The organism is Proteus hauseri (assembly GCF_040139125.1).
GTDB classification, from domain to species: Bacteria; Pseudomonadota; Gammaproteobacteria; order Enterobacterales; family Enterobacteriaceae; genus Proteus; species Proteus hauseri_B.
In genome coordinates, this window is the sequence record NZ_JBEEUB010000017.1 from 1 (window position 1) to 26121 (window position 26121).

Genomic DNA, 26121 nt, shown 5'->3' on the forward strand with positions numbered 1-26121 from the left:
TTTATTATGGTGATCCCCTGGGCGAAATGCGCCTGGTAAGCAGAGTTTTTGAAATGTAAGGCCTTTGAATAAGACAAAAGGCTGCCTCATCGCTAACTTTGCAACAGTGCCCGCTGGACTCATAAGCCAGGAACGGCAGAGTCGTACCCTGTTCTGCAGGCCCTGCTATGCGCAGCTTGAGCAATTGATGGCCTTTCTGACAGAAGAATGCTGCGCAGGCGGCAGCTGCAGTCTGTCACCCGCAAAGACTCCCGAAGAGACCCCATTGTGAACAACCTGACTGATGCCCTGAAAAATATCGATCCGGCCCTCCTGGACGCGCCGCTGACGGAAGATAAGCTGAAGGCCAGAGAGATAACGCATCCGCCCCGCATCCTGATGCTCTACGGCTCGCTGCGGGCGCGCTCTTACAGCCGGCTGACAACGGAAGAAGGTGCCCGGCTGCTGACGGCCATGGGCGCGGAGGTGAAAATTTTCAACCCGTCCGGCCTGCCACTGCCCGATGATGCGCCGGAGACGCACCCGAAAGTGGCTGAGCTGCGGGAGCTGGTTCTCTGGTCGGAAGGCATGGTCTGGTGCTCTCCGGAGCGTCACGGGGCCATGACCGGCATCATGAAGGCCCAGATTGACTGGATACCGCTGACGTCAGGCGCGGTCCGCCCGTCACAGGGAAAAACCCTGGCCGTCATGCAGGTCAGCGGCGGCTCACAGTCGTTCAACGCTGTAAATCAGATGCGTATTCTTGGACGCTGGATGCGGATGATCACCATCCCGAATCAGTCATCCGTGGCAAAAGCCTGGGCCGAGTTTGATGAGGATGGCCGCATGAAGCCTTCTTCGTATTATGACCGCATAGTGGACGTCATGGAGGAACTGATGAAGTTCACCCTGCTGACGCGCGGTCGCAGTGATTATCTCACCGACCGCTACAGCGAAAGGAAAGAGAGTGCCGCGCAGCTTTCTGAGCGGGTCAACCAGCGCAGCATATAAAAAAGCCGGCAGATGCCGGCTTTTTCCACACTGTTATGCCCGCAGCCTGGTAAAAAATCAGTGGCTGACGCGGTTCCCGTGCTCATCAATGACGGCTTCGCCGTCCTCTTTGGTAAACGCGCCCTGCTGCGGGTCCGGCAGTATGTCCAGAACCACTTCGGAGGGACGGCACAGCTTCGTGCCGAGCGGTGTCACTACCACCGGGCGATTAATGAGGATCGGATGAGCCAGCATGGCATCGAGCAGTTCGTCATTGCTGAAGCGGTCTTCTGCCAGGCCGAGCTGTTCGTACGGTTCGGTATTTTTGCGCAGCAGGTCGCGCACGCCGATGCCCATATCCGCAATCAGCTTCTTCAGCTCATCGCGTGACGGCGGCGTTTCCAGATACAGAATAACCGTGGGTTCGGCGCCGCTGTTACGGATAAGCGCCAGGGTATTGCGGGATGTCCCGCAGGCCGGGTTGTGGTAAATGGTAATGTCAGTCATAAGCGGTACTCCGTAAAGGGGCTGCACGGGCGCAGCCCCGGGGTTAAAGTTAAACAGACAGGCGCAGGGCCAGCGCGGCCAGCGTGACAAAAAGCACCGGCAGGGTCATCACGATGCCCACGCGGAAGTAATAGCCCCAGCTGATGGTGATGTTTTTCTGTGCCAGCACGTGCAGCCACAGCAGGGTTGCGAGGCTGCCGATAGGGGTTATTTTCGGGCCGAGGTCACAGCCGATGACGTTGGCGTAAATCATCGCCTGCTTCACCACGCCCTGTGCGCTACTACCGTCAATCGACAACGCGCCAACCAGCACGGTGGGCATGTTGTTCATGACGGACGAGAGTGCCGCCGTCAGGAAGCCGGTGCCGAGCGTTGCGCCCCATACGCCGTGCTCTGCAAACCGGTTCAGGGCGGCGGAAAGGTAATCAGTCAGTCCGGCGTTACGCAGTCCGTATACCACCAGATACATGCCCAGCGAAAAGATAACGATCTGCCAGGGCGCGCCTTTCAGCACCCTGCCGGCGTCAATCACGTGTCCTTTGCGGGCAACCAGCCAGAGAATAAACGCCGCCACCGCCGCCACCAGGCTGACCGGCACGCCGAGCGGCTCCAGAGCAAAAAAGCCAACCAGCAGAAGAACCAAAACCACCCAGCCAGCCTTAAAGGTTCGTGCATCCCGGATGGCTTCCCGCGGTGCCTTCAGCTTCGCCAGGTCATAGGTGACCGGGATGTCCCTGCGGAAAAAGAGATGAAGCATCACCAGCGTGGCCGCAATGGAGGCAATGTTCACCGGCACCATGACGGATGCGTACTCGCTGAAGCCCAGCGTAAAGAAGTCAGCCGTTACGATGTTCACCAGGTTCGATACGATGAGCGGCAGGCTGGAGGTGTCAGCGATAAAGCCCGCTGCCATCACAAACGCCAGCGTGGAGCCGGGAGTGAATCCCAGCGCCAGCAGCATGGCAATAACGATCGGCGTCAGAATTAGCGCGGCTCCGTCATTGGCAAACAGCGCCGCCACTGCGGCACCCAGCAGAACGATATACGTGAACAGCAGCCGGCCCCTGCCGCCTCCCCAGCGGGAAACGTGCAGCGCGGCCCACTCAAAAAAGCCGGACTCATCGAGCAGCAGGCTGATAATGATGACCGCAATGAACGTGCCCGTGGCGTTCCAGACAATCTGCCAGACCACCGGAATATCACCGATGTGCACCACGCCGGTCAGCAGCGCCAGCGCCGCACCGATGACGGCACTCCAGCCAATGCTCAGCCCCTTCGGCTGCCAGATGACCAGTACCAGCGTCAGGATGAAAATCGCACCTGCCAGAAACATACCCGCTCCTATTGAATACAAATGCCTGTTAAACCGGACTGATAAATTTTCGATGCGTAATATATTCGATAATCCAGATATATACCGGTAAATTTTTAAATGCAGACAGGCTTGCCGTTGGTGGTGGCGTTATCGCGTTCAGCCTGCCGGCTGAGCTGGCGGATATCATCCCGCTGGCAGAGATAAGCCTGTTCGATAACCGCCGCTGCCCACGCCGGCATATGAGGCGACAGACGATAGTGGATCCATTTTCCGTCCCGCCGGTCGGTAAGCAGCCCGTTTTCTCTCAGCAGAGCCAGATGCCGTGAGATTTTGGGCTGAGTTTCTTTCAGCACGGACGTAAGTTCACAGACGCAGAGCTCCCCTTTTTCGCGTAGCAGCAGCACGAGGCTGAGTCGGGTTTCGTCGGAAAGGCTTTTAAAAAGCTGCAGGGGGGACACGGGTGGCATGGTGACTCCTTATTGTGACTGACCTGAGTGTACCTGTGAAACTTTCTCCGTCAAATTTATATTCACTTAATCATATGTATGTGCGAACGCCGGACGAGCCTGAGCATGCAGAAGGACTTTCCGTCCGGATGCGCCTGACCGGCATTCCATGAACAGCGTTTTTGCCCTGCGCGTTGACCCCGTTAACAATTCGTGTAGAGTAAAAAGCGCTTTTTGCCGTGGTTCATCTGCCCGGCGGGCATTTGTGGCCGGTACTGAACGTCTCTCATCCGGTCTTTCTGATTACCCGCGCTGCTCTGTCAGCCGTGAAGGAGTGATAAACACCACCATGCGTCTTACGCCACCCTGAGTCGTACCCCTCCTCTGTCGCACTGAATAAACTTCGGCGCGCACTCAAAAACATCCCGTCTGCGGATGTGCTTTTTCGTACGTAAAATTTTTGCCCTCACGGGCTGACCGTAATCAAAAACTGAGAAATGACTATGCTGCTGTCCTCGACGCGTAAGGACTGGCTGGGTAACGTCCGTGGTGACGTCCTTGCCGGTATTGTGGTCGCGCTCGCGCTTATTCCCGAAGCGATCGCCTTTTCCATCATCGCCGGAGTCGACCCGCAGGTCGGGCTCTACTCTGCGTTCTGTATTCCCCTGGTTATGGCCTTCCTCGGCGGCCGTCCGGCAATGATATCGTCCGCCACCGGTGCGATGGCGCTGCTGCTGATCACGCTTGTAAAAGACCACGGCCTGCAGTATCTGCTGGCGGCCTCGGCGCTGACCGGCGTACTGCAGCTGGCGGCCGGCTACCTGAAGCTGGGCAGCCTGATGCGCTACGTCTCCCGCTCGGTGGTCACCGGTTTCGTGAACGCGCTGGCCATCCTGATATTTATGGCGCAGCTGCCGGAGCTGACCAACGTCACCTGGCACGTTTATGCCCTGACCGCTGCGGGCCTGGGCATCATTTATCTCTTCCCGTATCTGAACAAAACCATTCCCTCGCCGCTGGTCTGCATCATCGTGCTGACCGCCATTTCCATGTGGCTGCACCTGGACGTGCGCACCGTGGGTGACATGGGCAAACTGCCGGACAGCCTGCCGGTGTTTCTGATCCCGGATATCCCGCTTAACCTCGACACGCTGATGATTATTCTGCCGTACTCGGCAGGACTTGCCGTGGTGGGGCTGCTGGAGTCGATGATGACCGCCACCATCGTGGACGACATGACCGACACGCCGAGCGATAAAAACCGCGAGTGCAAGGCGCAGGGCGTGGCCAACATCTGCACCTCCTTTATCGGCGGCATGGCGGGCTGCGCGATGATTGGCCAGTCGGTGATCAACGTCAAATCGGGCGGGCGCGGGCGGCTTTCCACGCTCACCGCCGGCGTGGTGCTGCTGCTGATGGTGGTGTTCCTGCGCGACTGGGTGTCCCGGATACCCATGGCGGCTCTGGTGGCGGTGATGATCATGGTCTCCATCGGCACCTTCTCCTGGCGCTCCATCAGCAACCTGCGCAGCCATCCGCTGTCAACCAGCGTGGTGATGCTGGCCACCGTGGTGGTGGTGGTGGCGACCGATAACCTGGCGTTTGGCGTGCTCACCGGCGTGCTGATTGCCTCGCTGAACTTCGCCACCAAGGTCGCCCGCTTTATGGCGGTCTCCTCTGAGCTGAAGGACGACACCCGCACCTATACCGTAGCCGGCCAGGTATTCTTTGCCTCATCCGATCGCTTTATGAGCCACTTCGACTTCCGTGAAGCGGTGGAGCGCGTGGTGATTGACGTAACGCACGCCCACTTCTGGGATATCACCTCCGTGAGCGCGCTGGACCGGGTGGTTATCAAGTTCCGTCGCGAAGGCACGGAAGTGGAGATCAAGGGTATGAATGACGCGACCCGCACCCTCGTTGACCGCTTCGGAGTGCATGACAAGCCTGAAGAAGTGGAAAAGCTGATGGGTGGCCATTAATTTACTGGAGAAAGCATCATGAATAACACCGTTATTGCCTGCGTTGACGGCTCGCCGTCAACCCGGCCGGTCTGTGAGTATGCTGCCTGGGCAGCCGGTAAACTTGGCGCGCCGCTGGCGCTGCTGCACGTGCTCGAAAAGAGTGAGACTCCCGCCGTGTCTGACCTGACCGGGAGCATTGGTATTGACAGCCGGGAGCAGCTGACCGAAGCGCTGGTCCGCGTCGAGGGTGAGCGCAGCCGGCTGCTGATGGCGCAGGGTAAGGCCGTGCTGGCCGGCTGTGCGGAGCTCCTGAAGCAGACCGGACAGCCGGACGCACAGCTGCTGCAAAAGCACGGCGCACTGGACGAAATCCTGGCGGAGCTGGGCGAAGTCCGGCTGATGGTGCTGGGGCGCCGCGGGACGCAGAATCAGGTAGGCAGCCATCTGGAAAGCGTCATTCGCCTGCAGAAAAACCCGGTGCTGATTGTGCCGGAGACGTTTACGCCGCCGGCGCGGGTGATGTTTGCGTACGACGGCAGCAGTGAGAGCCGTAAAAACCTGACGCGCCTGACGGTCAGCCCGCTGCTGCACGGCCTGAGCTGTCATATCGTGATGGTCAACGGTGACATGTCAGCCCTGCAGGATGCGCAGGCTGTTCTTCAGGAAGCCGGTATCACGACCGAGACACGCCTGCTGGAAGACGAGTCCGTAACCGGGGCGCTGTGCCGCTACGCGGACGCCCATGATATCGACCTCACGGTAATGGGGGCCTGCGGGCACTCCCGGTTACGGCGATTCTTTATTGGCAGCCACACCACGGAAATGCTGTCTGAAAGCCGTCAGCCCCTGCTGATGCTGCGATGAAACAGGCGGGCCTGATATCAGGCCCGCCTTCACAGGGGAAAGAGGATGACGGGTATGAAGGTAAAGGCGCGTTATTGCGGCGCATCCGTCCTGATACCGGTGGCCAGCAGGCTGGCGCCAAGAATGTAGACCAGGCAGAACAGGGCCTGAAGATGCAGGGTGACATGGTTATCTATCAGCACGCCCATGATTACCGGGGATGCCCCGCTGGCAATCACCGTCCCTGCCTCAACCGCCGAGCGCACCCTGGCCAGCTGCGCCGGACCAAACAGCTGTACCCAGAGCGCGGTGGCAAGCGTTGAGGCAATGGCCGACGATACGCCGGTCATAATCAGGTAAAAAGGCGTCACCCACTGACCGTTGCTGAGCCATAGCGCCAGCATGGCCAGGGCCTGTGGCATCAGAAACCACGGCAGCAGCCTGCGTGGTGAGAGCCGGTCAATCAGCGGGCCAAACGACAGCAGCGATACCGCCTGGGTAATGGCATAGGCAATAAACCATACCGCCACCCACGACAGCTCCCAGTCTTTCTCCTGTGCCAGCCTCGCCTGGTGGAAGAAGAAGCCGGTGGTGATAAAGGGGGAGGCCAGCACGACAGGCAGCGCCAGCAGCAGGTTGCGGTTTCGCCATACCGGCGCCTCTTTTTCTTTCTCCTCACCCCGCTTTCTGAACGTACGCAGCGGCTTCTCTTTCCCGCGGGGCAAAAACATCAGCGCGACCCCCACGCCGGCAACAAGCATTCCGGCATTGATGCCCCAGGCAGCGCGCCATCCCGTCAGCGCGCTTATCTGCACCGCAATCACAGGAAAAACGGCCTGCGCCAGCGAGAGCCCCAGCGCGATGGCGCCGAGCGCCTTGCCTGCATCAAGGGGGAACTGGCGCGCCGTTGCGGTCAGCGCGGTATGCACCATCAGTCCCTGGCCGCCGAGGCGCAGAAAGTAAAACCCGATGCACAGCATCCACGCCGCCTGTGCGCCGGAAACCAGCAGGCAGGCCGTGAGCAGCAAAAGGGTGACCGCCAGCGTGAAGCGGCGGGTCGTGGTGTAGTCAATCAGCCGTCCGGCCCAGGTCAGCGTGATGGCGCTCATCACCGTTCCGATTGCGTACAGGCCGCCCAGTCCGCCGTCGGTGAGCCCAAAGGCCTCACGAAAATCCTGCCCGTAAAGTGAGACAAAATAGGTCTGTCCAAAGCTGGACATGGCCATCAGCATCGCACCGAACGTAAGGTGAGAGGCGTGATGAAACATAAACCGAAAAGGGGTCGTCTCAGAATTCGGAAAATAAAGCACGCTAAGGCGTAGTCACCCCGTGACTCCCCCGCGCCGATGCAGCGAGCTTCGTTCCGTCTTGTAGTGACGCAATCAGCGGGCAGGAAACGTTCCCTTTCCGCGTATGGCAGGCGCACACCAGTTCAGACAGCACGGCCTCCATGCGCGCCAAGTCGGCCATCTTCTCGCGCACATCCTTGAGCTTGTGCTCGGCCAGGCCGCTGGCTTCCTCGCAATGGGTGCCATCCTCCAGCCGCAGTAGCTCGGCGATTTCGTCCAGGCTAAAGCCCAGCCGCTGGGCCGATTTCACGAAGCGCACCCGTGTTACATCCGCCTCGCCATAGCGGCGAATGCTGCCGTAGGGCTTGTCTGGCTCCGGCAGCAGGCCCTTGCGCTGGTAGAACCGTATGGTCTCCACATTGACCCCGGCCGCCTTGGCGAAAACGCCAATGGTCAGATTCTCAAAATTGTTTTCCATATCGCTTGACTCCGTACATAACTACGGAAGTAAGCTTAAGCTATCCAATACAAATTTGAAAGGACAAGCGTATGTCTGAACCACAAAACGGGCGCGGCGCGCTCTTCACCGGCGCGCTAGCCGCCATTCTTGCATCGGCCTGCTGCCTCGGGCCGCTGGTCTTGGTCGCCTTGGGATTCAGCGGGGCATGGATCGGCAACCTGACGGTTCTGGAACCCTATCGCCCGATCTTCATCGGCGCAGCGCTGGTCGCGTTGTTCTTTGCCTGGCGGCGCATCTATCGCCCGGCGCAAGCCTGCAAACCGGGGGACGTGTGCGCGATTCCCCAAGTGCGGGCTACTTACAAGCTCATTTTCTGGATCGTGGCCGCGCTGGTCCTGGTCGCGCTCGGATTTCCCTACGTCATGCTATTTTTCTATTAATCACAGGAGTTCATCATGAAAAAACTGTTTGCCGCCCTCGCCCTCGCCCTCGCTGCCGTTGTTGCCCCCGTGTGGGCCGCCACCCAGACCGTCACGCTGTCCGTACCGGGCATGACCTGCTCCGCCTGCCCGATCACCGTCAAGAAGGCGATTTCCAAGGTCGAAGGCGTCAGCAAAATTGACGTGACCTTCGAGACACGCGAAGCGGTTGTCACGTTCGATGATGCCAAGACCAGCGTGCAGAAGCTAACCAAGGCAACCGGAGACGCGGGCTATCCGTCCAGCGTCAAGCAGTGAACCACTGAACCCGAACCTAGGGCGATCATGGGACTGATGACACGCATTGCCGACAAGGCGGGCGCGCTTGGCAGCGTTGTTTCCGCGATGGGATGCGCTGCCTGTTTCCCGGCTACCGCCAGCCTGGGCGCGGCCATCGGCCTAGGCTTTCTACAGGAATACGAAGGGTTGTTTATCTCCAAGCTGCTGCCGCTGTTCGCAGTCGTGGCTTTGCTGGCGAATGCACTGGGCTGGCTGAGTCATCGGCAATGGCACCGCAGCCTGCTCGGGATGGTCGGCCCAGCCATCGTGCTGGCGGCCATGCTCTTGTTTTTTGGCAATTGGTGGACGGCGAACCTCCTCTATGTCGGTCTGGCCTTGATGGTCGGGGTGTCGATCTGGGATCTGCTCTCACCGGCCAACCGCCGCTGCGAACTACCACCCAAACACGGCTAACTGCATTGGCAGTTGCCGAAACGAAAAGGAACGATGCAATGTATTTGAATATCACCGGAATGACCTGCGACTCGTGCGCGACACATGTCAAGGAAGCCCTGGAGAAAGTGCCGGGCGTGCTGTCGGCGCTTGTGTCCTACCCGAACGGCTCCGCGCAACTCGCCACCGATCCCGGCACCTCGCCAGAGGCGCTGACTGCCGCTGTGGCCGGTCTCGGCTACAAGGCCACACCCGCCGATGCCCCATCCACTTCAGCGCGGGGCAGATTGCTTGGCAAGGCGCTGGGATGGCTGGGCGGTGACGACAAGGCTGGTGGTGATGGGGACGGACTGCACGTCGCCGTTATTGGCAGCGGCGGGGCCGCAATGGCGGCGGCGCTGAAGGCCGTCGAGCAAGGCGCGAAGGTCACGCTGATCGAGCGCGGCACCATCGGCGGCACTTGCGTCAATGTCGGCTGCGTGCCGTCCAAGATCATGATCCGTGCTGCCCATATCGCCCATTTGCGCCGTGAAAGCCCATTCGACAGTGGGATCGCAGCGACTGTGCCTGCGATTGATCGCAGCAAACTACTGGCCCAGCAGCAGGCGCGCGTCGATGAGCTGCGCCACGCCAAGTACGAAGGCATCCTGGACGGCAACCCGGCCATCACCGTGCTGCATGGTGAAGCGCGTTTCAAGGACGACCAGCGCCTTGCTGTCCGTTTAAACGATGGCGGCGAGCGTGTGGTGGCGTTCGACCGCTGCCTGGTCGCCACGGGTGCCAGCCCGGCCGTGCCTTTGATTCCCGGCTTGAAAGAGTCTCCCTTCTGGACTTCGACCGAGGCTCTGGTCAGCGACACCATTCCCGAACGCCTGGCCGTGATCGGCTCGTCGGTGGTGGCGCTGGAACTGGCGCAAGCCTTTGCCCGGCTGGGCAGTAAAGTGACCATCCTGGCGCGCAGCACCTTGTTCTTCCGGGAAGACCCGGCCATCGGCGAGGCCGTGACAGCTGCTTTCCGTGCCGAGGGCATCGAGGTGCTGGAGCACACGCAAGCCAGCCAAGTCGCCCATGTTGGCGGCGAATTCGTGCTGACCACCGGGCACGGTGAAATACGCGCCGACAAGCTGCTGGTTGCCACTGGCAGGGCACCGAACACGCGCAGCCTGGCATTGGAAGCGGCGGGTGTCGCCGTCAACGCGCAGGGGGCTATCGTCATCGACAAAGGCATGCGCACCAGCGCGCCACACATCTATGCCGCCGGCGACTGCACCGACCAGCCTCAGTTCGTCTATGTGGCGGCAGCGGCCGGCACCCGTGCTGCGATCAACATGACTGGCGGCGATGCGGCCCTGGACCTGACCGCAATGCCGGCCGTGGTGTTCACCGACCCGCAGGTCGCCACCGTGGGCTACAGCGAGGCGGAAGCACATCACGACGGGATCGTGACCGACAGTCGCACCTTGACCTTGGACAACGTGCCGCGTGCGCTTGCCAACTTCGACACACGCGGCTTCATCAAGCTGGTCATCGAGGAAGGTAGCGGACGGCTCATCGGCGTGCAAGCGGTGGCCCCGGAAGCGGGTGAACTGATCCAGACGGCGGTGCTCGCCATTCGCAACCGTATGACCGTGCAGGAACTGGCCGACCAATTGTTCCCCTACCTGACCATGGTCGAAGGGCTGAAGCTCGCGGCGCAGACCTTCAGCAAGGACGTGAAGCAGCTTTCGTGCTGCGCCGGATGAGGAAAAGGAGGTGTTCAATGAGCGCCTACACAGTGTCCCGGCTGGCCCTTGATGCCGGGGTGAGCGTGCATATCGTGCGCGACTACCTGCTGCGCGGATTGCTACGGCCGGTCGCGTGCACCACGGGCGGCTACGGCTTGTTCGATGACACCGCGTTGCAACGGCTGCGCTTTGTACGGGCTGCCTTCGAAGCGGGTATCGGCCTGGACGCACTGGCGCGGCTGTGCCGGGCGCTGGATGCTGCGGACGGTGACGGTGCGTCTGCGCAGCTTGCCGTGTTGCGGCAACTCGTCGAGCGTCGGCGCGAGGCCCTGGCCAGCCTCGAAATGCAACTGGCCGCCATGCCAACCGAACCGGCACAGCACGCGGAGAGTCTGCCATGAACAGCCCAGAGCACTTGCCGTCTGAGACGCACAAACCGATCACCGGCTACTTGTGGGGCGCGCTGGCCGTGCTCACCTGTCCCTGCCATTTGCCGATTCTCGCCATTGTGCTAGCCGGCACGACGGCCGGCGCGTTCATCGGGGAGCACTGGGGTATTGCAGCCCTCACGCTGACCGGCTTGTTTGTCCTGTCTGTGACGCGGCTGCTGCGGGCCTTCAAGGGAAGATCATGACCGCTTCCCAGCCAGCCGAGAGTGGGCAGCTTTGAGCTTCGCTACCAATCTGGAGGAGTACCACCATGAACGCAAACGCCCCGAACACTGCCAGTTGCACCACCTGCTGCGTATGCTGCAAAGAAATTCCGCTCGATGCCGCCTTCACCCCGGAAGGCGCGGAATACGTCGAACATTTCTGCGGGCTGGATTGCTATGAACGCTTCCAGGCACGCGCCAAGGCCGCGACAGAATCTGACATTGCGCCTGTCCCTGGCGGTTCGCAGCCGTCAGATTGAGGCATACCCTAACTTGGCGTCAGACCATCCGGCGCTAAATCGTCAGAATAGAGTTGCCTTCCGAATTGATTGACATACGCCGTCAAGGGTCATAGATTTCTTCCTGACACATTTCCCTCAGGAGGATACCTTGCACGGTCAGCGCATCGGTTACGTCCGCGTCAGCAGCTTCGACCAGAACCCAGAACGGCAGCTCGAACAGATCCAGGTGGATAAAGTGTTCACCGACAAGGCGTCGGGCAAGGCGTCGGGCAAGGCGTCGGGCAAGGCGTCGGGCAAGGCGTCGGGCAAGGACACACGGCGGCCCGAACTGGAACGGCTGCTCGCCTTCGTGCGCGAAGGCGACACGGTCGTGGTGCACAGCATGGATCGTCTGGCGCGCAACCTCGACGACCTGCGCCGCCTGGTGCAGGGCCTCACCCAGCGCGGCGTACGCATCGAGTTCCTTAAGGAGCATTTGACCTTCACCGGCGAGGACTCGCCGATGGCGAACTTGATGCTGTCGGTAATGGGCGCGTTCGCCGAGTTCGAACGCGCCTTGATCCGCGAGCGGCAGCGCGAGGGCATCGCGCTCGCCAAGCAGCGCGGGGCCTACCGTGGCAGGAAGAAATCCCTGTCGTCTGAGCGTATTGCCGAACTGCGCCAACGTGTCGAGGCTGGCGAGCAAAAGACCAAGCTGGCTCGTGAATTCGGAATCAGTCGCGAAACCCTGTATCAATACTTGAGAACGGATCAGTAAATATGCCACGTCGTTCAATCCTGTCCGCCGCCGAGCGCGAAAGCCTGCTGGCGTTGCCGGACACCAAGGATGAGTTGATCCGTCACTACACGTTCAGCGAAACCGACCTCTCCATCATCCGGCAGCGGCGCGGCCCGGCCAACCGGCTGGGCTTCGCCGTGCAGCTCTGTTACCTGCGCTTTCCTGGTGTCATCCTGGGCGTCGATGAGCCGCCGTTTCCGCCCTTGTTGAAACTGGTCGCCGACCAGCTCAAGGTCAGCGTCGAAAGCTGGGACGAATACGGGCAGCGGGAGCAGACCCGGCGCGAGCACCTGGTCGAACTGCAAACGGTGTTCGGCTTCCAGCCCTTTACCATGGGCCACTACCGGCAGGCCGTCCAGTTGCTGACCGAGATGGCCTTGCAGACCGACAAGGGCATCGTGCTGGCCAGCACCTTGATCGAGCACCTGCGGCAGCAGTCGGTCATTCTGCCTGCCCTCAACGCCGTCGAGCGGGCGAGCGCCGAAGCAATCACCCGCGCCAACCGGCGCATCTACGATGCCTTGGCCGAACCGCTGTCGGACGCGCATCGCCGCCGCCTCGACGATCTGCTCAAGCGTCGGGACAACGGCAAAACGACCTGGCTGGCCTGGCTGCGCCAATCGCCCGTCAAACCGAATTCGCGGCACATGCTGGAACACATCGAACGCCTCAAAGCGTGGCAGGCGCTCGACCTGCCTTCTGGCATCGAGCGGTCGGTGCACCAGAACCGCCTGCTCAAGATCGCCCGTGAGGGTGGCCAGATGACGCCCGCCGACCTGGCCAAGTTCGAGGCGCAGCGACGCTATGCCACCCTGGTGGCGCTTGCCATCGAGGGCATGGCCACCGTCACCGACGAAATCATCGACCTGCACGACCGCATCCTGGGCAAGCTGTTCAACGCCGCCAAGAACAAGCATCAGCAGCAATTCCAGGCGTCCGGCAAGGCGATCAACGCCAAGGTGCGGCTGTTCGGCCGCATCGGCCAGGCGCTGATCGAGGCCAAGCAGGCGGGCCGCGATCCGTTCGCCGCCATCGAGGCCGTCATGTCCTGGGATGCCTTCGCCGAGAGCGTCACCGAAGCGCAGAAGCTTGCGCAGCCCGAGGACTTCGATTTCCTGCACCGCATCGGCGAAAGCTACGCCACGCTGCGCCGCTACGCGCCGGAATTCCTTGCCGTGCTCAAGCTGCGGGCCGCTCCCGCCGCGAAGGACGTGCTCGACGCCATCGAGGTGCTGCGCGGCATGAACAGCGACAACGCCCGCAAGGTGCCCGCCGACGCGCCGACCGAGTTCATCAAGCCGCGCTGGCAGAAGCTGGTCATGACCGACACCGGCATCGACCGGCGCTACTACGAACTGTGCGCGCTGTCGGAGATGAAGAACGCGTTGCGTTCCGGCGACATCTGGGTGCAGGGGTCGCGCCAGTTCAAGGACTTCGAGGACTACCTGGTGCCGCCCGCGAAATTCGCCAGCCTCAAGCAGGCCAGCGAATTGCCGCTGGCCGTGGCCACCGACTGCAACCGGTACCTGAACGACCGGCTGACGCTGCTGGAAACACAGCTTGCCACCGTCAACCGTATGGCGACGGCCAACGAGCTGCCGGACGCCATCATCACCGAGTCAGGCTTGAAGATCACGCCGCTCGACGCGGCGGTACCCGACACCGCCCAAGCGCTGATCGACCAGACGGCAATGATCCTGCCGCACGTCAAGATCACCGAACTGCTGCTGGAGGTGGACGAATGGACGGGCTTCACTCGGCATTTCGCGCATCTGAAATCGGGCGACCCGGCCAAAGACAAGAACCTGTTGCTGACCACGATCCTCGCCGACGCGATCAACCTGGGCCTGACCAAGATGGCGGAGTCTTGCCCCGGCACGACCTACGCCAAGCTGGCTTGGCTGCAAGCCTGGCACATCCGCGACGAAACCTACGGGGCGGCGCTGGCCGATCTGGTCAACGCACAGTTCCGCCATCCCTTCGCCGAGCACTGGGGCGACGGCACCACCTCATCGTCGGACGGCCAGAACTTCCGCACCGGCAGCAAGGCCGAGAGCACCGGCCACATCAACCCGAAATACGGGAGCAGCCCAGGGCGGACGTTCTACACCCACATTTCTGACCAGTACGCGCCATTTCACACCAAGGTCGTGAACGTCGGCGTGCGCGATTCGACCTACGTGCTCGACGGCCTGCTGTACCACGAGTCCGACTTGCGGATCGAGGAGCATTACACCGACACGGCGGGCTTCACCGATCACGTCTTCGCCCTGATGCACCTCCTGGGCTTCCGCTTCGCGCCGCGCATCCGCGACCTGGGCGACACCAAGCTCTACATCCCGAAGGGCGACGCCGCCTATGACGCGCTGAAACCCATGATCGGCGGCACGCTCAACATCAAGCACGTCCGCGCCCATTGGGACGAAATCCTGCGGCTGGCCACCTCGATCAAGCAGGGCACGGTGACGGCCTCCCTGATGCTCCGAAAGCTCGGCAGCTACCCACGCCAGAACGGCCTGGCCGTGGCGCTCCGCGAGCTGGGCCGCATCGAGCGCACGCTGTTCATCCTGGACTGGCTGCAAAGCGTGGAACTGCGCCGCCGCGTGCATGCCGGCCTGAACAAGGGCGAGGCGCGCAATGCGCTGGCCAGGGCAGTGTTTTTCAACCGCCTGGGTGAAATCCGCGACCGCAGTTTCGAGCAGCAGCGCTACCGGGCTAGCGGCCTCAATCTGGTAACGGCTGCCGTCGTGTTGTGGAACACGGTCTATCTGGAACGGGCTGCGCACGCGCTGCGTGGCAACGGCCATGCCGTTGATGACGCGCTGTTGCAGTACCTGTCGCCGCTCGGTTGGGAGCACATCAACCTCACCGGCGATTACCTCTGGCGCAGCAGCGCCAAGATCGGCGCGGGCAAGTTCAGGCCGCTACGACCGCTGCAACCGGCTTAGCGTGCTTTATTTAATGAGATGGTCACTCCCTCCTTCCCAGTACTATGCTGAGGACAGGCTTTCATTCGGAGAACCATCATGGAAAACATTGCGCTTATTGGTATCGATCTGGGTAAGAACTCTTTCCATATTCATTGTCAGGATCATCGTGGGAAGGCCGTTTACCGTAAAAAATTCACCCGACCAAAGCTAATCGAATTTCTGGCGACATGCCCGGCAACAACCATCGCGATGGAAGCCTGTGGCGGTTCTCACTTTATGGCACGCAAGCTGGAAGAGTTAGGGCATTTTCCAAAGCTGATATCACCGCAATTTGTCCGCCCATTCGTTAAAAGCAACAAAAATGACTTCGTTGATGCTGAAGCTATCTGTGAAGCAGCATCACGTCCATCTATGCGTTTCGTGCAGCCCAGAACCGAATCTCAGCAGGCAATGCGAGCTCTGCATCGTGTCCGTGAATCCCTGGTTCAGGATAAGGTGAAAACAACTAATCAGATGCATGCTTTTCTGCTGGAATTTGGTATCAGCGTTCCGCGAGGTGCTGCCGTTATTAGTCGACTGAGTACCCTTCTTGAGGACAGTAGTTTGCCTCTTTATCTCAGCCAGTTACTGCTGAAATTACAACAGCATTATCACTATCTTGTTGAGCAGATTAAAGATCTGGAATCTCAGTTGAAACGAAAGTTGGACGAAGATGAGGTTGGACAGCGCTTGCTGAGTATTCCCTGCGTTGGAACGCTGACTGCCAGTACTATTTCAACTGAGATTGGCGACGGGAAGCAGTACGCCAGCAGCCGTGACTTTGCGGCGGCAACAGGGCTGGTACCCCGACAGTACAGCACGGGAGGTCGGACGACATTGTTAGGGATTAGCAAGCGGGGCAACAAAAAGATCCGAACTTTGTTGGTTCAGTGTGCCAGGGTATTCATACAAAAACTGGAACACCAGTCTGGCAAGTTGGCCGACTGGGTCAGGGAGTTGTTGTGTCGGAAAAGCAACTTTGTCGTCACCTGTGCTCTGGCAAACAAGCTGGCCAGAATAGCCTGGGCACTGACGGCGCGACAGCAAACTTACGAAGCATAAAGGCAGAAATACACCAGTTTAAACAATCATTCATCTGGTTTTGCGAATACTGATATTGATGATACTAACGGCCCACCGGCCTGTTGAGGAACCTGTAAAACGGAAAGGCTCATTGAAGCCGTATATTTTCTGGAGGTTCATCAGGCGCGGAACTCATCGAGGCGCGGGAATAAAATCCCATTCAGACGCCGGATAGATTCAAGCAAGCCAACTTGTCGTCAAAATCGGTGTTGCAAAAACGGGAGTGACCATAGATTCCGTTTTCTGAGGCGACCCCCACATAGAGACCTTCCCGGTCATTCACTTTGTAGAGTTTGTCCCTGGGCTTGAGATTGCGCAGCTTGGTATCGGTCAGCATGTACCTTGTCCTTCTTCGTCTCCGATACCCACTCTATTGTAAACAAGACATTTTTATCTTTTATATTCAATGGCTTATTTTCCTGCTAATTGGTAATACCATGAAAAATACCATGCTCAGAAAAGGCTTAACAATATTTTGAAAAATTGCCTACTGAGCGCTGCCGCACAGCTCCATAGGCCGCTTTCCTGGCTTTGCTTCCAGATGTATGCTATTCTGCTCCTGCAGCTAATGGATCACCGCAAACAGGTTACTCGCCTGGGGATTCCCTTTCGACCCGAGCATCCGTATGAGACTCATGCTCGATTATTATTATTATAGAAGCCCCCATGAATAAATCGCTCATCATTTTCGGCATCGTCAACATAACCTCGGACAGTTTCTCCGATGGAGGCCGGTATCTGGCGCCAGACGCAGCCATTGCGCAGGCGCGTAAGCTGATGGCCGAGGGGGCAGATGTGATCGACCTCGGTCCGGCATCCAGCAATCCCGACGCCGCGCCTGTTTCGTCCGACACAGAAATCGCGCGTATCGCGCCGGTGCTGGACGCGCTCAAGGCAGATGGCATTCCCGTCTCGCTCGACAGTTATCAACCCGCGACGCAAGCCTATGCCTTGTCGCGTGGTGTGGCCTATCTCAATGATATTCGCGGTTTTCCAGACGCTGCGTTCTATCCGCAATTGGCGAAATCATCTGCCAAACTCGTCGTTATGCATTCGGTGCAAGACGGGCAGGCAGATCGGCGCGAGGCACCCGCTGGCGACATCATGGATCACATTGCGGCGTTCTTTGACGCGCGCATCGCGGCGCTGACGGGTGCCGGTATCAAACGCAACCGCCTTGTCCTTGATCCCGGCATGGGGTTTTTTCTGGGGGCTGCTCCCGAAACCTCGCTCTCGGTGCTGGCGCGGTTCGATGAATTGCGGCTGCGCTTCGATTTGCCGGTGCTTCTGTCTGTTTCGCGCAAATCCTTTCTGCGCGCGCTCACAGGCCGTGGTCCGGGGGATGTCGGGGCCGCGACACTCGCTGCAGAGCTTGCCGCCGCCGCAGGTGGAGCTGACTTCATCCGCACACACGAGCCGCGCCCCTTGCGCGACGGGCTGGCGGTATTGGCGGCGCTGAAAGAAACCGCAAGAATTCGTTAACTGCACATTCGGGATATTTCTCTATATTCGCGCTTCATCAGAAAACTGAAGGAACCTCCATTGAATCGAACTAATATTTTTTTTGGTGAATCGCATTCTGACTGGTTGCCTGTCAGAGGCGGAGAATCTGGTGATTTTGTTTTTCGACGTGGTGACGGGCATGCCTTCGCGAAAATCGCACCTGCTTCCCGCCGCGGTGAGCTCGCTGGAGAGCGTGACCGCCTCATTTGGCTCAAAGGTCGAGGTGTGGCTTGCCCCGAGGTCATCAACTGGCAGGAGGAACAGGAGGGTGCATGCTTGGTGATAACGGCAATTCCGGGAGTACCGGCGGCTGATCTGTCTGGAGCGGATTTGCTCAAAGCGTGGCCGTCAATGGGGCAGCAACTTGGCGCTGTTCACAGCCTATCGGTTGATCAATGTCCGTTTGAGCGCAGGCTGTCGCGAATGTTCGGACGCGCCGTTGATGTGGTGTCCCGCAATGCCGTCAATCCCGACTTCTTACCGGACGAGGACAAGAGTACGCCGCAGCTCGATCTTTTGGCTCGTGTCGAACGAGAGCTACCGGTGCGGCTCGACCAAGAGCGCACCGATATGGTTGTTTGCCATGGTGATCCCTGCATGCCGAACTTCATGGTGGACCCTAAAACTCTTCAATGCACGGGTCTGATCGACCTTGGGCGGCTCGGAACAGCAGATCGCTATGCCGATTTGGCACTCATGATTGCTAACGCCGAAGAGAACTGGGCAGCGCCAGATGAAGCAGAGCGCGCCTTCGCTGTCCTATTCAATGTATTGGGGATCGAAGCCCCCGACCGCGAACGCCTTGCCTTCTATCTGCGATTGGACCCTCTGACTTGGGGTTGATGTTCATGCCGCCTGTTTTTCCTGCTCATTGGCACGTTTCGCAACCTGTTCTCATTGCGGACACCTTTTCCAGCCTCGTTTGGAAAGTTTCATTGCCAGACGGGACTCCTGCAATCGTCAAGGGATTGAAACCTATAGAAGACATTGCTGATGAACTGCGCGGGGCCGACTATCTGGTATGGCGCAATGGGAGGGGAGCAGTCCGGTTGCTCGGTCGTGAGAACAATCTGATGTTGCTCGAATATGCCGGGGAGCGAATGCTCTCTCACATCGTTGCCGAGCACGGCGACTACCAGGCGACCGAAATTGCAGCGGAACTAATGGCGAAGCTGTATGCCGCATCTGAGGAACCCCTGCCTTCTGCCCTTCTCCCGATCCGGGATCGCTTTGCAGCTTTGTTTCAGCGGGCGCGCGATGATCAAAACGCAGGTTGTCAAACTGACTACGTCCACGCGGCGATTATAGCCGATCAAATGATGAGCAATGCCTCGGAACTGCGTGGGCTACATGGCGATCTGCATCATGAAAACATCATGTTCTCCAGTCGCGGCTGGCTGGTGATAGATCCCGTCGGTCTGGTCGGTGAAGTGGGCTTTGGCGCCGCCAATATGTTCTACGATCCGGCTGACAGAGACGACCTTTGTCTCGATCCTAGACGCATTGCACAGATGGCGGACGCATTCTCTCGTGCGCTGGACGTCGATCCGCGTCGCCTGCTCGACCAGGCGTACGCTTATGGGTGCCTTTCCGCAGCTTGGAACGCGGATGGAGAAGAGGAGCAACGCGATCTAGCTATCGCGGCCGCGATCAAGCAGGTGCGACAGACGTCATACTAGATATCAAGCGACTTCTCCTATCCCCTGGGAACACATCAATCTCACCGGAGAATATCGCTGGCCAAAGCCTTAGCGTAGGATTCCGCCCCTTCCCGCAAACGACCCCAAACAGGAAACGCAGCTGAAACGGGAAGCTCAACACCCACTGACGCATGGGTTGTTCAGGCAGTACTTCATCAACCAGCAAGGCGGCACTTTCGGCCATCCGCCGCGCCCCACAGCTCGGGCAGAAACCGCGACGCTTACAGCTGAAAGCGACCAGGTGCTCGGCGTGGCAAGACTCGCAGCGAACCCGTAGAAAGCCATGCTCCAGCCGCCCGCATTGGAGAAATTCTTCAAATTCCCGTTGCACATAGCCCGGCAATTCCTTTCCCTGCTCTGCCATAAGCGCAGCGAATGCCGGGTAATACTCGTCAACGATCTGATAGAGAAGGGTTTGCTCGGGTCGGTGGCTCTGGTAACGACCAGTATCCCGATCCCGGCTGGCCGTCCTGGCCGCCACATGAGGCATGTTCCGCGTCCTTGCAATACTGTGTTTACATACAGTCTATCGCTTAGCGGAAAGTTCTTTTACCCTCAGCCGAAATGCCTGCCGTTGCTAGACATTGCCAGCCAGTGCCCGTCACTCCGCGGTCTTCACTGCGTGATCGAGTTGATCGACACCCGCCGTGACACGCTCCATGAAGTGCCTGCCTGCGTCTGTTAGCCGAACGCCCCGCGCATGGCGCTCAAATAGCAGGACACCAAGGTTATCCTCCAGCGCTTTCACACGCGCGCTGACGCTCGACTGGCTGATACCAAGTGCCTTGGCCGCATGCCGAAAATTCAGATGCTCGGCGACGGCGATGAACTGAACAAGGGAAATGAGCGGTATCCTGCCAGACAGGATACCGACATTCACGAGGTTTCGATGGTTAGTGCGCCGCATCGGAGCGGGCCTGCTACCAGTCGTCGGTTAGACGACTGGCGACTTCTCGGTGGCAGCCCCACGGAGCCGAAGGAGCACCAGCCCCAACGAAACCAGTACCGCCATCGCCGTGGCGTAACAGATCACGGGCCACGCTGTGTCACCGTTTAAAAGTGCCACCGCCAATGTCCCGACAATGCTGACTATCAGGCTTTGAACGCAGAAGTAGAACGCGACCGCTGATCCCGCGATGTCGTCGAACTCTGCCAAAGCGCCGTTCGCGGTAACGGACACCGTGAAGACAATACCGACCGCGACAACCCACATCGGTAGGATGAAGGTGAGGAATGACGGCGAGCCGTAAAGTTCGCCGATCCCCAACAGGACCGCTCCGCAAACAAGCAACGCCATCCCACGCGCCACGCATCCTGCGATGCCCCATCTGGCGACAAAGGACTTCGCGAAACGGGTTGTCACGATCATTACAAGCGCGACAGTGGCGAAGGCAAAGCTGAATCCGATCTCGGAATATTCCGCTTGGCCTATGAGCACACGGGGAGCCGTCGAGAAGAAGACGAAGTAGGTGCCCATACCGGCGCTAAAGCCGACAGTGTAAACCCAAAAAGCCGGACTCGCGAAGATCGGCAAGACAGATCGGCGCGTCTTGACTTGATCCAGAGGGCGGGTTTCGTGCCACCTGAAACCCGCATTTAGGAGTGCGAGCATCGCCAGTATAGCCAAAGTAATGAATATCGCCTGCCATCCCAAGAACTCGCCGATCAATACTCCGGCGATAGGGCCGAGCGCAGGCACGAACGCCAGCATCGAACTGAAAAGGCCGTAGATGACGACACCCTCAGGACGGTTGGCATAAACGTCGCGAACCGTCGCGAACGTCGCCACCAGCATGGCCGACGCGCCCACTGCTTGAAGTAGACGGAAAGCGACAAAGGCCGGTGCAGTTGAAGACCAAGCTGCTCCCAGAGACGCAATGACGAAAGCCGTTGCGCCCGCAAGTAGAATTGGCCGTCGCCCGATTCTGTCTGAGAGCGGACCAAAAATCACCTGGCCCACGCCGAGCATCACCATATAGAGGCTCAACGTGAGTTGGATCATAGCGGGCGTCGTGTTCAGGATGCCGGGCATCGCTGGAACGACAGGGAGATAAATATCCATCGCCAGTGAAGCGAGGATGTCGAAAGGAGCCATCAGCAGCAGTGCTGCCGGCAGCGTATAGGCCCACGCGGGGCGTGTGGTGGTCATGACGAATCAACCCTCGATTAAGGAATACCGGGCGACGTCTGCTCGTCAGCAATCAGATGAGACTAGCCTTACAGAGCGCCGCAACAACAATACTGGTTGTTGCGGCTTACTTGTCTGCTGACTTGGAATTTCCCATCTGATTACTCCACGCTTACGAATATGAATTGCTACATTTTATCCGATTATCTTTTGCTTCGCAATGGGGTTTTGCGCCCATTTCACCCAAACTTCCCACCAATCATAATTATCTAATTGAATTTAAAATAAAAAAGCATTCATTTAGACAGAATAAAACGAATACTTTTTTTTATCTTCACTTACGCGATTGATAACGTTTTAGTATCAAATCTCGTCATCATCACTTAGTAAGTCGACATCGTCTAAAAGGTTATTTAAATTTGTGATAGCTGCCTTATCTTCAAACGAATAATTACCGCCTAGCAGGATGTGCCCCCATGCTACTGGTGACAGATTAGTCAGAATATCAATGGCTTTTTGATTATTTTCTTTTTCGAATTTATCAACTAAGCCTGATAATAGTGCTGAATTATAGTAAATAACGCAATTTGCTATTAATCTTGCACAGTCATTCCATTGATCTATTTGATAATCATCCCCACCTCGGAATTGATTTCCATTAACAGATGCAATGGCTCTTCTCAACTGATGATAAGCTTCCCCTCTGTTCAGGGCCTGCTGAACAAATTGTCTTAGCGTTTTATTATCAACATAATCGAGAATGTAAATGCATTTGATGATTCGATCATATTCTCTAAGTGCAGCTAATGTCTTATTATTACGTTTTGAATTAGATAATTTTTTTATTACTGTACTTTGCACTGTTGTTTTTCGACTTAAAGAACAAATAATGTGCTGTATGCATTCCCATTCTTGCATAATGAGATTAAAGTTAAACTGTTTTTTAAGCCTAATCATTAATTGCTCATCTTCCAGTTCCACTTCAAACAAACCATCAAATATTTTTTTGAATTTTGCATAACGTGGGGAAAATTGATACCCAAATATATCCAATATTGCAAAATTGACGTTATTGATACCATGATTATCTGTTGCGAGTGATTTTGGTTGTATTTCACTGGCATTATTGTACAACAGGTCAAATGCAAAATGACCTTCATACTCGTTAGGTGAAATGATCGTCGTTGCTAATGGAACATGATTAGATACAAGAGTCATTGCGGAAACCCCTTTTCCCTTTCTAAAGTATTTAGCTGAAAAACGTGCTTTGAATGTATTGATTCGGCAAGTATGCTTTTGCCCATCTACACTTCCAAATGGTGATTTTTCGTTTATCGTCCAATAGTTAAAAATAGAAAGGTCAGCAATAGCATCCGAGATGACTGTATTGGCTTTTTCAGTCGTATCTGGTCGAATAAACATATCATTGACGTCACGTAGTATGCCAATACTTCGGTCTGACGCAGACGCTATTCGGTGAACTCCATAGTTTGCACCGTTACCAAAGATACAAGCAAGAAGATCATTATTATCGGCTTCTAGAGTGTTTTTTCTGGATGAGACAGCATTAAAAACAGACAAAAAACCCGTTTCATTGTTCACAAACTTCATGATATCAATTATTCCAGTGTTTTTTATTTGCCGGTAAATCGGATTATCAATGCTGGTCTTCCACTTTTTACTGGCTAAACTCCATTGTAACCGATTTGACTGTGGCTGCTTTTTGACAAAGTCATTCGCATCTGAATTTATGTTGAGGCTAACATGACTCAGCTTTGTATTAAAATCTATATCTAAATTAGCTAAAGTCTGCTCTATTGGGCTAATCAGTCGTTCAAGCCCTGTTTTTTCTATCAAACTTGATTTATTCTCATTCCATTCCCTAAGCTCTATTAAATCATCTTCTAGTCGTTTATTTTGCTCACTTTCTGACGAGTAAAAAAGGCCATTTTCTAGATTATTGGATACCCGATTGTACATATGGAACTCGAAGCGTTGCGAATTAACAATGCCTTCCTTCACAATGTAGTTTTTCTCAGATGGGTATATTACTCTTAGATCTTTAGTATCGAGCTTACCCTTACCCTTAAGATCATTCCTACTTGTAGTCATCTGCTGTCCAATAACCGACGTTTCTTTGTCATAGACAATATCAATAGCCATAAAAAGCTTTCTGATTGAATTTGCGACCTTAAGGTGATGACTATCAATATATGGCACTGTTGCAAATAACCACGAATGGTAAGCTGAAGACTGTTTTAGCTAAAGGTGCAGCATATGAATCCTTTCCATGGTCGGCATTTTCAGGGCGAAATCATTCTTTGGGCTGTGCGCTGGTATTGTAAATATGGCATTAGCTATCGTGAACTGCAGGAAATGCTGGCCGAACGGGGTGTGAATGTTGATCACACGACTATTTACCGTTGGGTTCAACGTTATGCTCCTGAAATAGAAAAACGTTTACGCTGGTATTGGCGTAATCCTACAGATCTGAGCTCGTGGCATATTGATGAAACCTATGTAAAAGTGAATGGACGATGGTCTTATCTGTATCGTGCAGTCGATCAACGTGGCGATACCATTGATTTTTATCTTTCTTCTAGACGTAATACCAAATCAGCATATTGTTTTCTTGGAAAAATTTTAAATAATGTGAAGAAGTGGCAAATTCCACAAGTGATCAACACGGATAAAGCACCCACATATGGACGTGCTTTATCACGGTTAAAACGGGAAGGTAAATGTCCACCAGACCTTGAGCACAGGCAGATTAAGTATAAAAATAACGTGATTGAATGTGATCATGGCAAGCTAAAGCGGATCATCAGGGCCACATTAGGATTCAAATCTATGAAGACGGCTTATGCCACAATTAAAGGTATTGAAGTCATGCGTGCACTACGTAAAGGACAAGCATCGTCATTTTATTATGGTCAGCCTCAGGGTGAAGTGTGTCTAATCAACAGGGTTTTCGGTCTCTAAGTACTTTTTAAAGGGAACATCATCGACTCAAATCTCTATTTGCAACAGTGCCAAAAAAACCAACTTCAAGTTGGTTTTTCTTTTTTAATCATCAGTGGCGACCTTAACACCATATCCAATTAAACCTGCAAGGCTAGCATAGGCTATTTTGGCATAAATCGAACCCCACCAGACCGTAATTTTACTGGCACCAAATTCCCGAACCGTTTGCCCCATAAAATTAGTGGTTTCATAGAAATTTTTAGCAGAATAACCTAACGCAATATGATCAAGGACAGGGAATAAACTAAAAGCTAAACCTACTGCTGCTGCGGGGAAAGTAAACTCTCTTGATAGACCGAATTTTCCAGTAATAAATACAAGCGATACCACGATAATTAATCTAATGATAGTCCATAGCATCACTGTGAAAGGCAAGTTAAAGATGCCTGCTCCCTGCCACGCAAGACCGCAAACAACTAACACGATAAAGCCTACAACTATCAGGAATAATACAAATTTATCATGATCATCTTTACTCATTAAAAAGTCTTTTATGGTTTGTTATTTTCACTTGCTTATGCCAGGTGAAGTTAGATTCTAGGTGTATTTCTAGGGGTAGTATTAAGATTGCTTTGCAGCTTCATCTTGTGATTAGGAGCATTCAAATTTTCTTCCGGTGCAGTAATCTTTTGCTTCAATAACTGCTCACGGTACTCGCTATAAACTTCAGTTTTATTGCGGGCAGTAAAACGGTGTGCGCTCTGATCTTTAAACTCTGTGAAGTACCGATCTGAATACTTAACAGAAAGTTTTTCAAATGGAATCTCATATTCCATATCATTGATTCGAGCTTTAATCATTGGTTTATCTTTCATCTTGTAGGCATCAAGAACCTTTAATTCTGTTCCCTTCTCAAAGGTTTCTTTCTTAAAGAATCCAGTCTTGATCTGTAACCCTTCCTCAAGTTTGAGAAGCTCACCTTTTGCAATTTTCATACCTCTAATGCTACCGATCTCATCACCTAAAATAGATTTAGATTTAAGATTCGCACGAACCTCGGTAACAATTTCTTCCTTCGTGAATGTACGATTCTCTGAAGTTAAAGCATGTATCTTCGAGTTAATTCCGTATATCTCCCGCTTATCTTCAATATGGTGGCGGTGATCTTGCAGATATGCTTTGATCAATTTTTCTTGCTTGTCTACTAAAGTGAAGTCTGTAGAAAATTCTTTCTTTTCTGATCGTCCTAGAACTTTTTTGAAGTTTTCAAAAGGTGTAACTTCTTTTTCAACAGGATTGTAATTCTGATCATATGAGATTTTCGGCACTGTTGCAAAGTTAGCGATGAGGCAGCCTTTTGTCTTATTCAAAGGCCTTACATTTCAAAAACTCTGCTTACCAGGCGCATTTCGCCCAGGGGATCACCATAATAAA

At 55.8% G+C, this 26121-nt stretch carries 27 protein-coding genes and 3 pseudogenes; 18 read left to right on the forward strand and 12 right to left on the reverse strand.

The genetic code is table 11. The features are described 5' to 3' along the window. Positions 1–118 precede the first annotated feature (118 nt). Together ABN099_RS18365 and arsH are read left to right on the forward strand one after the other, a co-directional pair. Positions 119–271 (forward strand): annotated as a pseudogene (locus tag ABN099_RS18365) (transcriptional regulator); the annotation flags it as partial. Positions 272–276: 5 nt separating this feature from the next. After that, positions 277–990, forward strand: a complete 714-nt coding sequence (gene arsH / locus ABN099_RS18370; protein WP_025801347.1) for an arsenical resistance protein ArsH — start codon at positions 277–279, stop codon at positions 988–990. Between the two features lie 57 nt (positions 991–1047). Here the strand turns inward: arsH and arsC are convergent, their stop codons facing one another. The 3 genes from arsC to ABN099_RS18385 all read right to left on the reverse strand — a co-directional run bounded on the left by arsC (position 1048) and on the right by ABN099_RS18385 (position 3258). Continuing rightward, on the reverse strand, positions 1048–1476 hold the full coding sequence (arsC, locus tag ABN099_RS18375) for a glutaredoxin-dependent arsenate reductase (protein WP_001549888.1): 429 nt from the start codon (positions 1474–1476) through the stop codon (positions 1048–1050). Positions 1477–1525: 49 nt separating this feature from the next. After that, positions 1526–2809: an arsenic transporter gene (locus tag ABN099_RS18380; protein ID WP_001549887.1), complete on the reverse strand. Its 1284-nt coding sequence runs from the start codon at positions 2807–2809 to the stop codon at positions 1526–1528. A gap of 95 nt (positions 2810–2904) precedes the next feature. Continuing rightward, entirely contained in the window at positions 2905–3258 is a 354-nt protein-coding gene (locus ABN099_RS18385; RefSeq protein ID WP_001549886.1) for a metalloregulator ArsR/SmtB family transcription factor, read from the reverse strand. A 482-nt stretch (positions 3259–3740) separates the two neighbouring features. Between ABN099_RS18385 and ABN099_RS18390 the strand changes: the two genes are divergently transcribed. Both ABN099_RS18390 and ABN099_RS18395 read left to right on the forward strand, forming a co-directional pair. Beyond that, positions 3741–5219: a SulP family inorganic anion transporter gene (locus ABN099_RS18390; RefSeq protein ID WP_001549885.1), complete on the forward strand. Its 1479-nt coding sequence runs from the start codon at positions 3741–3743 to the stop codon at positions 5217–5219. A gap of 18 nt (positions 5220–5237) precedes the next feature. After that, the gene (locus tag ABN099_RS18395) at positions 5238–6065 is read left to right on the forward strand and encodes a universal stress protein (RefSeq protein ID WP_004118529.1); all 828 of its coding nucleotides are present in this window, start codon (positions 5238–5240) and stop codon (positions 6063–6065) included. Between the two features lie 71 nt (positions 6066–6136). Here ABN099_RS18395 and ABN099_RS18400 read toward each other — a convergent pair whose 3' ends face one another. Continuing rightward, on the reverse strand, positions 6137–7270 hold the full coding sequence (locus ABN099_RS18400) for an MFS transporter (protein WP_349465887.1): 1134 nt from the start codon (positions 7268–7270) through the stop codon (positions 6137–6139). Between the two features lie 85 nt (positions 7271–7355). Further along, a complete protein-coding gene (gene merR / locus ABN099_RS18405) occupies positions 7356–7811 on the reverse strand; it encodes an Hg(II)-responsive transcriptional regulator (protein ID WP_000429724.1) in 456 nt (151 codons plus the stop codon). A 71-nt stretch (positions 7812–7882) separates the two neighbouring features. On the opposite strand from merR, the gene merT reads away from it, so the two are divergent. The 10 genes from merT to ABN099_RS18455 all read left to right on the forward strand — a co-directional run bounded on the left by merT (position 7883) and on the right by ABN099_RS18455 (position 16371). Beyond that, on the forward strand, positions 7883–8233 hold the full coding sequence (gene merT, locus ABN099_RS18410; protein WP_001294665.1) for a mercuric ion transporter MerT: 351 nt from the start codon (positions 7883–7885) through the stop codon (positions 8231–8233). A 15-nt stretch (positions 8234–8248) separates the two neighbouring features. After that, the gene (merP, locus tag ABN099_RS18415) at positions 8249–8530 is read left to right on the forward strand and encodes a mercury resistance system periplasmic binding protein MerP (protein WP_000732277.1); all 282 of its coding nucleotides are present in this window, start codon (positions 8249–8251) and stop codon (positions 8528–8530) included. Positions 8531–8557: 27 nt separating this feature from the next. Then, positions 8558–8965, forward strand: a complete 408-nt coding sequence (gene merC / locus ABN099_RS18420; RefSeq protein WP_000523860.1) for an organomercurial transporter MerC — start codon at positions 8558–8560, stop codon at positions 8963–8965. A 38-nt stretch (positions 8966–9003) separates the two neighbouring features. Continuing rightward, complete coding sequence (gene merA, locus ABN099_RS18425) at positions 9004–10686, forward strand: mercury(II) reductase (RefSeq protein WP_000281124.1); 1683 nt, start codon at positions 9004–9006, stop codon at positions 10684–10686. Positions 10687–10703: 17 nt separating this feature from the next. Next, a complete protein-coding gene (gene merD, locus ABN099_RS18430; RefSeq protein WP_001277463.1) occupies positions 10704–11069 on the forward strand; it encodes a mercury resistance co-regulator MerD in 366 nt (121 codons plus the stop codon). Then, positions 11066–11302, forward strand: a complete 237-nt coding sequence (merE, locus tag ABN099_RS18435) for a broad-spectrum mercury transporter MerE (protein ID WP_001087807.1) — start codon at positions 11066–11068, stop codon at positions 11300–11302. The genes merD and merE overlap by 4 nt, the downstream gene beginning before the upstream one ends. A 65-nt stretch (positions 11303–11367) precedes the next feature. Then, a complete protein-coding gene (locus ABN099_RS18440) occupies positions 11368–11580 on the forward strand; it encodes a DUF3330 domain-containing protein (protein WP_000993245.1) in 213 nt (70 codons plus the stop codon). Positions 11581–11710: 130 nt separating this feature from the next. Further along, positions 11711–12319, forward strand: coding sequence for a recombinase family protein (locus tag ABN099_RS18445; protein ID WP_210838053.1), 609 nt, complete (start codon positions 11711–11713; stop codon positions 12317–12319). Between the two features lie 2 nt (positions 12320–12321). Beyond that, a complete protein-coding gene (locus tag ABN099_RS18450; protein ID WP_001138070.1) occupies positions 12322–15288 on the forward strand; it encodes a Tn3 family transposase in 2967 nt (988 codons plus the stop codon). A gap of 78 nt (positions 15289–15366) precedes the next feature. Then, complete coding sequence (locus ABN099_RS18455) at positions 15367–16371, forward strand: IS110-like element IS5075 family transposase (protein ID WP_000427619.1); 1005 nt, start codon at positions 15367–15369, stop codon at positions 16369–16371. A 253-nt stretch (positions 16372–16624) separates the two neighbouring features. On the opposite strand, the pseudogene ABN099_RS18460 reads toward ABN099_RS18455, so the two are convergent. Next, positions 16625–16729, reverse strand: a pseudogene (locus ABN099_RS18460) (Arm DNA-binding domain-containing protein); the annotation flags it as partial. Positions 16730–17058: 329 nt separating this feature from the next. Between ABN099_RS18460 and sul2 the strand changes: the two are divergent. The 3 genes from sul2 to ABN099_RS18475 are packed head-to-tail and all read left to right on the forward strand — an operon-like array spanning position 17059 to position 19574. Continuing rightward, on the forward strand, positions 17059–17874 hold the full coding sequence (gene sul2, locus ABN099_RS18465; protein ID WP_001043260.1) for a sulfonamide-resistant dihydropteroate synthase Sul2: 816 nt from the start codon (positions 17059–17061) through the stop codon (positions 17872–17874). A gap of 60 nt (positions 17875–17934) precedes the next feature. Continuing rightward, positions 17935–18738 (forward strand): aminoglycoside O-phosphotransferase APH(3'')-Ib, encoded by an 804-nt coding sequence (aph(3'')-Ib, locus tag ABN099_RS18470; RefSeq protein WP_001082319.1) that lies wholly within the window; start codon positions 17935–17937, stop codon positions 18736–18738. Beyond that, positions 18738–19574: an aminoglycoside O-phosphotransferase APH(6)-Id gene (locus tag ABN099_RS18475; protein WP_000480968.1), complete on the forward strand. Its 837-nt coding sequence runs from the start codon at positions 18738–18740 to the stop codon at positions 19572–19574. The genes aph(3'')-Ib and ABN099_RS18475 overlap by 1 nt, the downstream gene beginning before the upstream one ends. Positions 19575–19680: 106 nt before the next feature. Here ABN099_RS18475 and ABN099_RS18480 read toward each other — a convergent pair. From ABN099_RS18480 to ABN099_RS18495, 4 genes and pseudogenes are all read right to left on the reverse strand, one after another. After that, positions 19681–20085, reverse strand: a pseudogene (locus tag ABN099_RS18480) (IS91 family transposase); the annotation flags it as partial. A 111-nt stretch (positions 20086–20196) separates the two neighbouring features. Then, positions 20197–20502 (reverse strand): LysR family transcriptional regulator, encoded by a 306-nt coding sequence (locus tag ABN099_RS18485; protein WP_001255015.1) that lies wholly within the window; start codon positions 20500–20502, stop codon positions 20197–20199. Between the two features lie 27 nt (positions 20503–20529). Further along, complete coding sequence (gene floR / locus ABN099_RS18490; protein ID WP_000214122.1) at positions 20530–21744, reverse strand: chloramphenicol/florfenicol efflux MFS transporter FloR; 1215 nt, start codon at positions 21742–21744, stop codon at positions 20530–20532. Positions 21745–22086: 342 nt separating this feature from the next. Then, positions 22087–23835 (reverse strand): transposase, encoded by a 1749-nt coding sequence (locus ABN099_RS18495; RefSeq protein ID WP_227336996.1) that lies wholly within the window; start codon positions 23833–23835, stop codon positions 22087–22089. A 165-nt stretch (positions 23836–24000) separates the two neighbouring features. On the opposite strand from ABN099_RS18495, the gene ABN099_RS18500 reads away from it, so the two are divergent. Beyond that, on the forward strand, positions 24001–24705 hold the full coding sequence (locus ABN099_RS18500) for an IS6-like element IS1006 family transposase (RefSeq protein ID WP_001067784.1): 705 nt from the start codon (positions 24001–24003) through the stop codon (positions 24703–24705). An 84-nt stretch (positions 24706–24789) separates the two neighbouring features. Here ABN099_RS18500 and ABN099_RS18505 read toward each other — a convergent pair whose 3' ends face one another. Next, positions 24790–25227: a hypothetical protein gene (locus ABN099_RS18505; RefSeq protein WP_000030933.1), complete on the reverse strand. Its 438-nt coding sequence runs from the start codon at positions 25225–25227 to the stop codon at positions 24790–24792. Positions 25228–25277: 50 nt separating this feature from the next. Continuing rightward, positions 25278–26057, reverse strand: a complete 780-nt coding sequence (locus tag ABN099_RS18510; RefSeq protein ID WP_223307992.1) for a hypothetical protein — start codon at positions 26055–26057, stop codon at positions 25278–25280. Positions 26058–26121 lie beyond the last annotated feature (64 nt).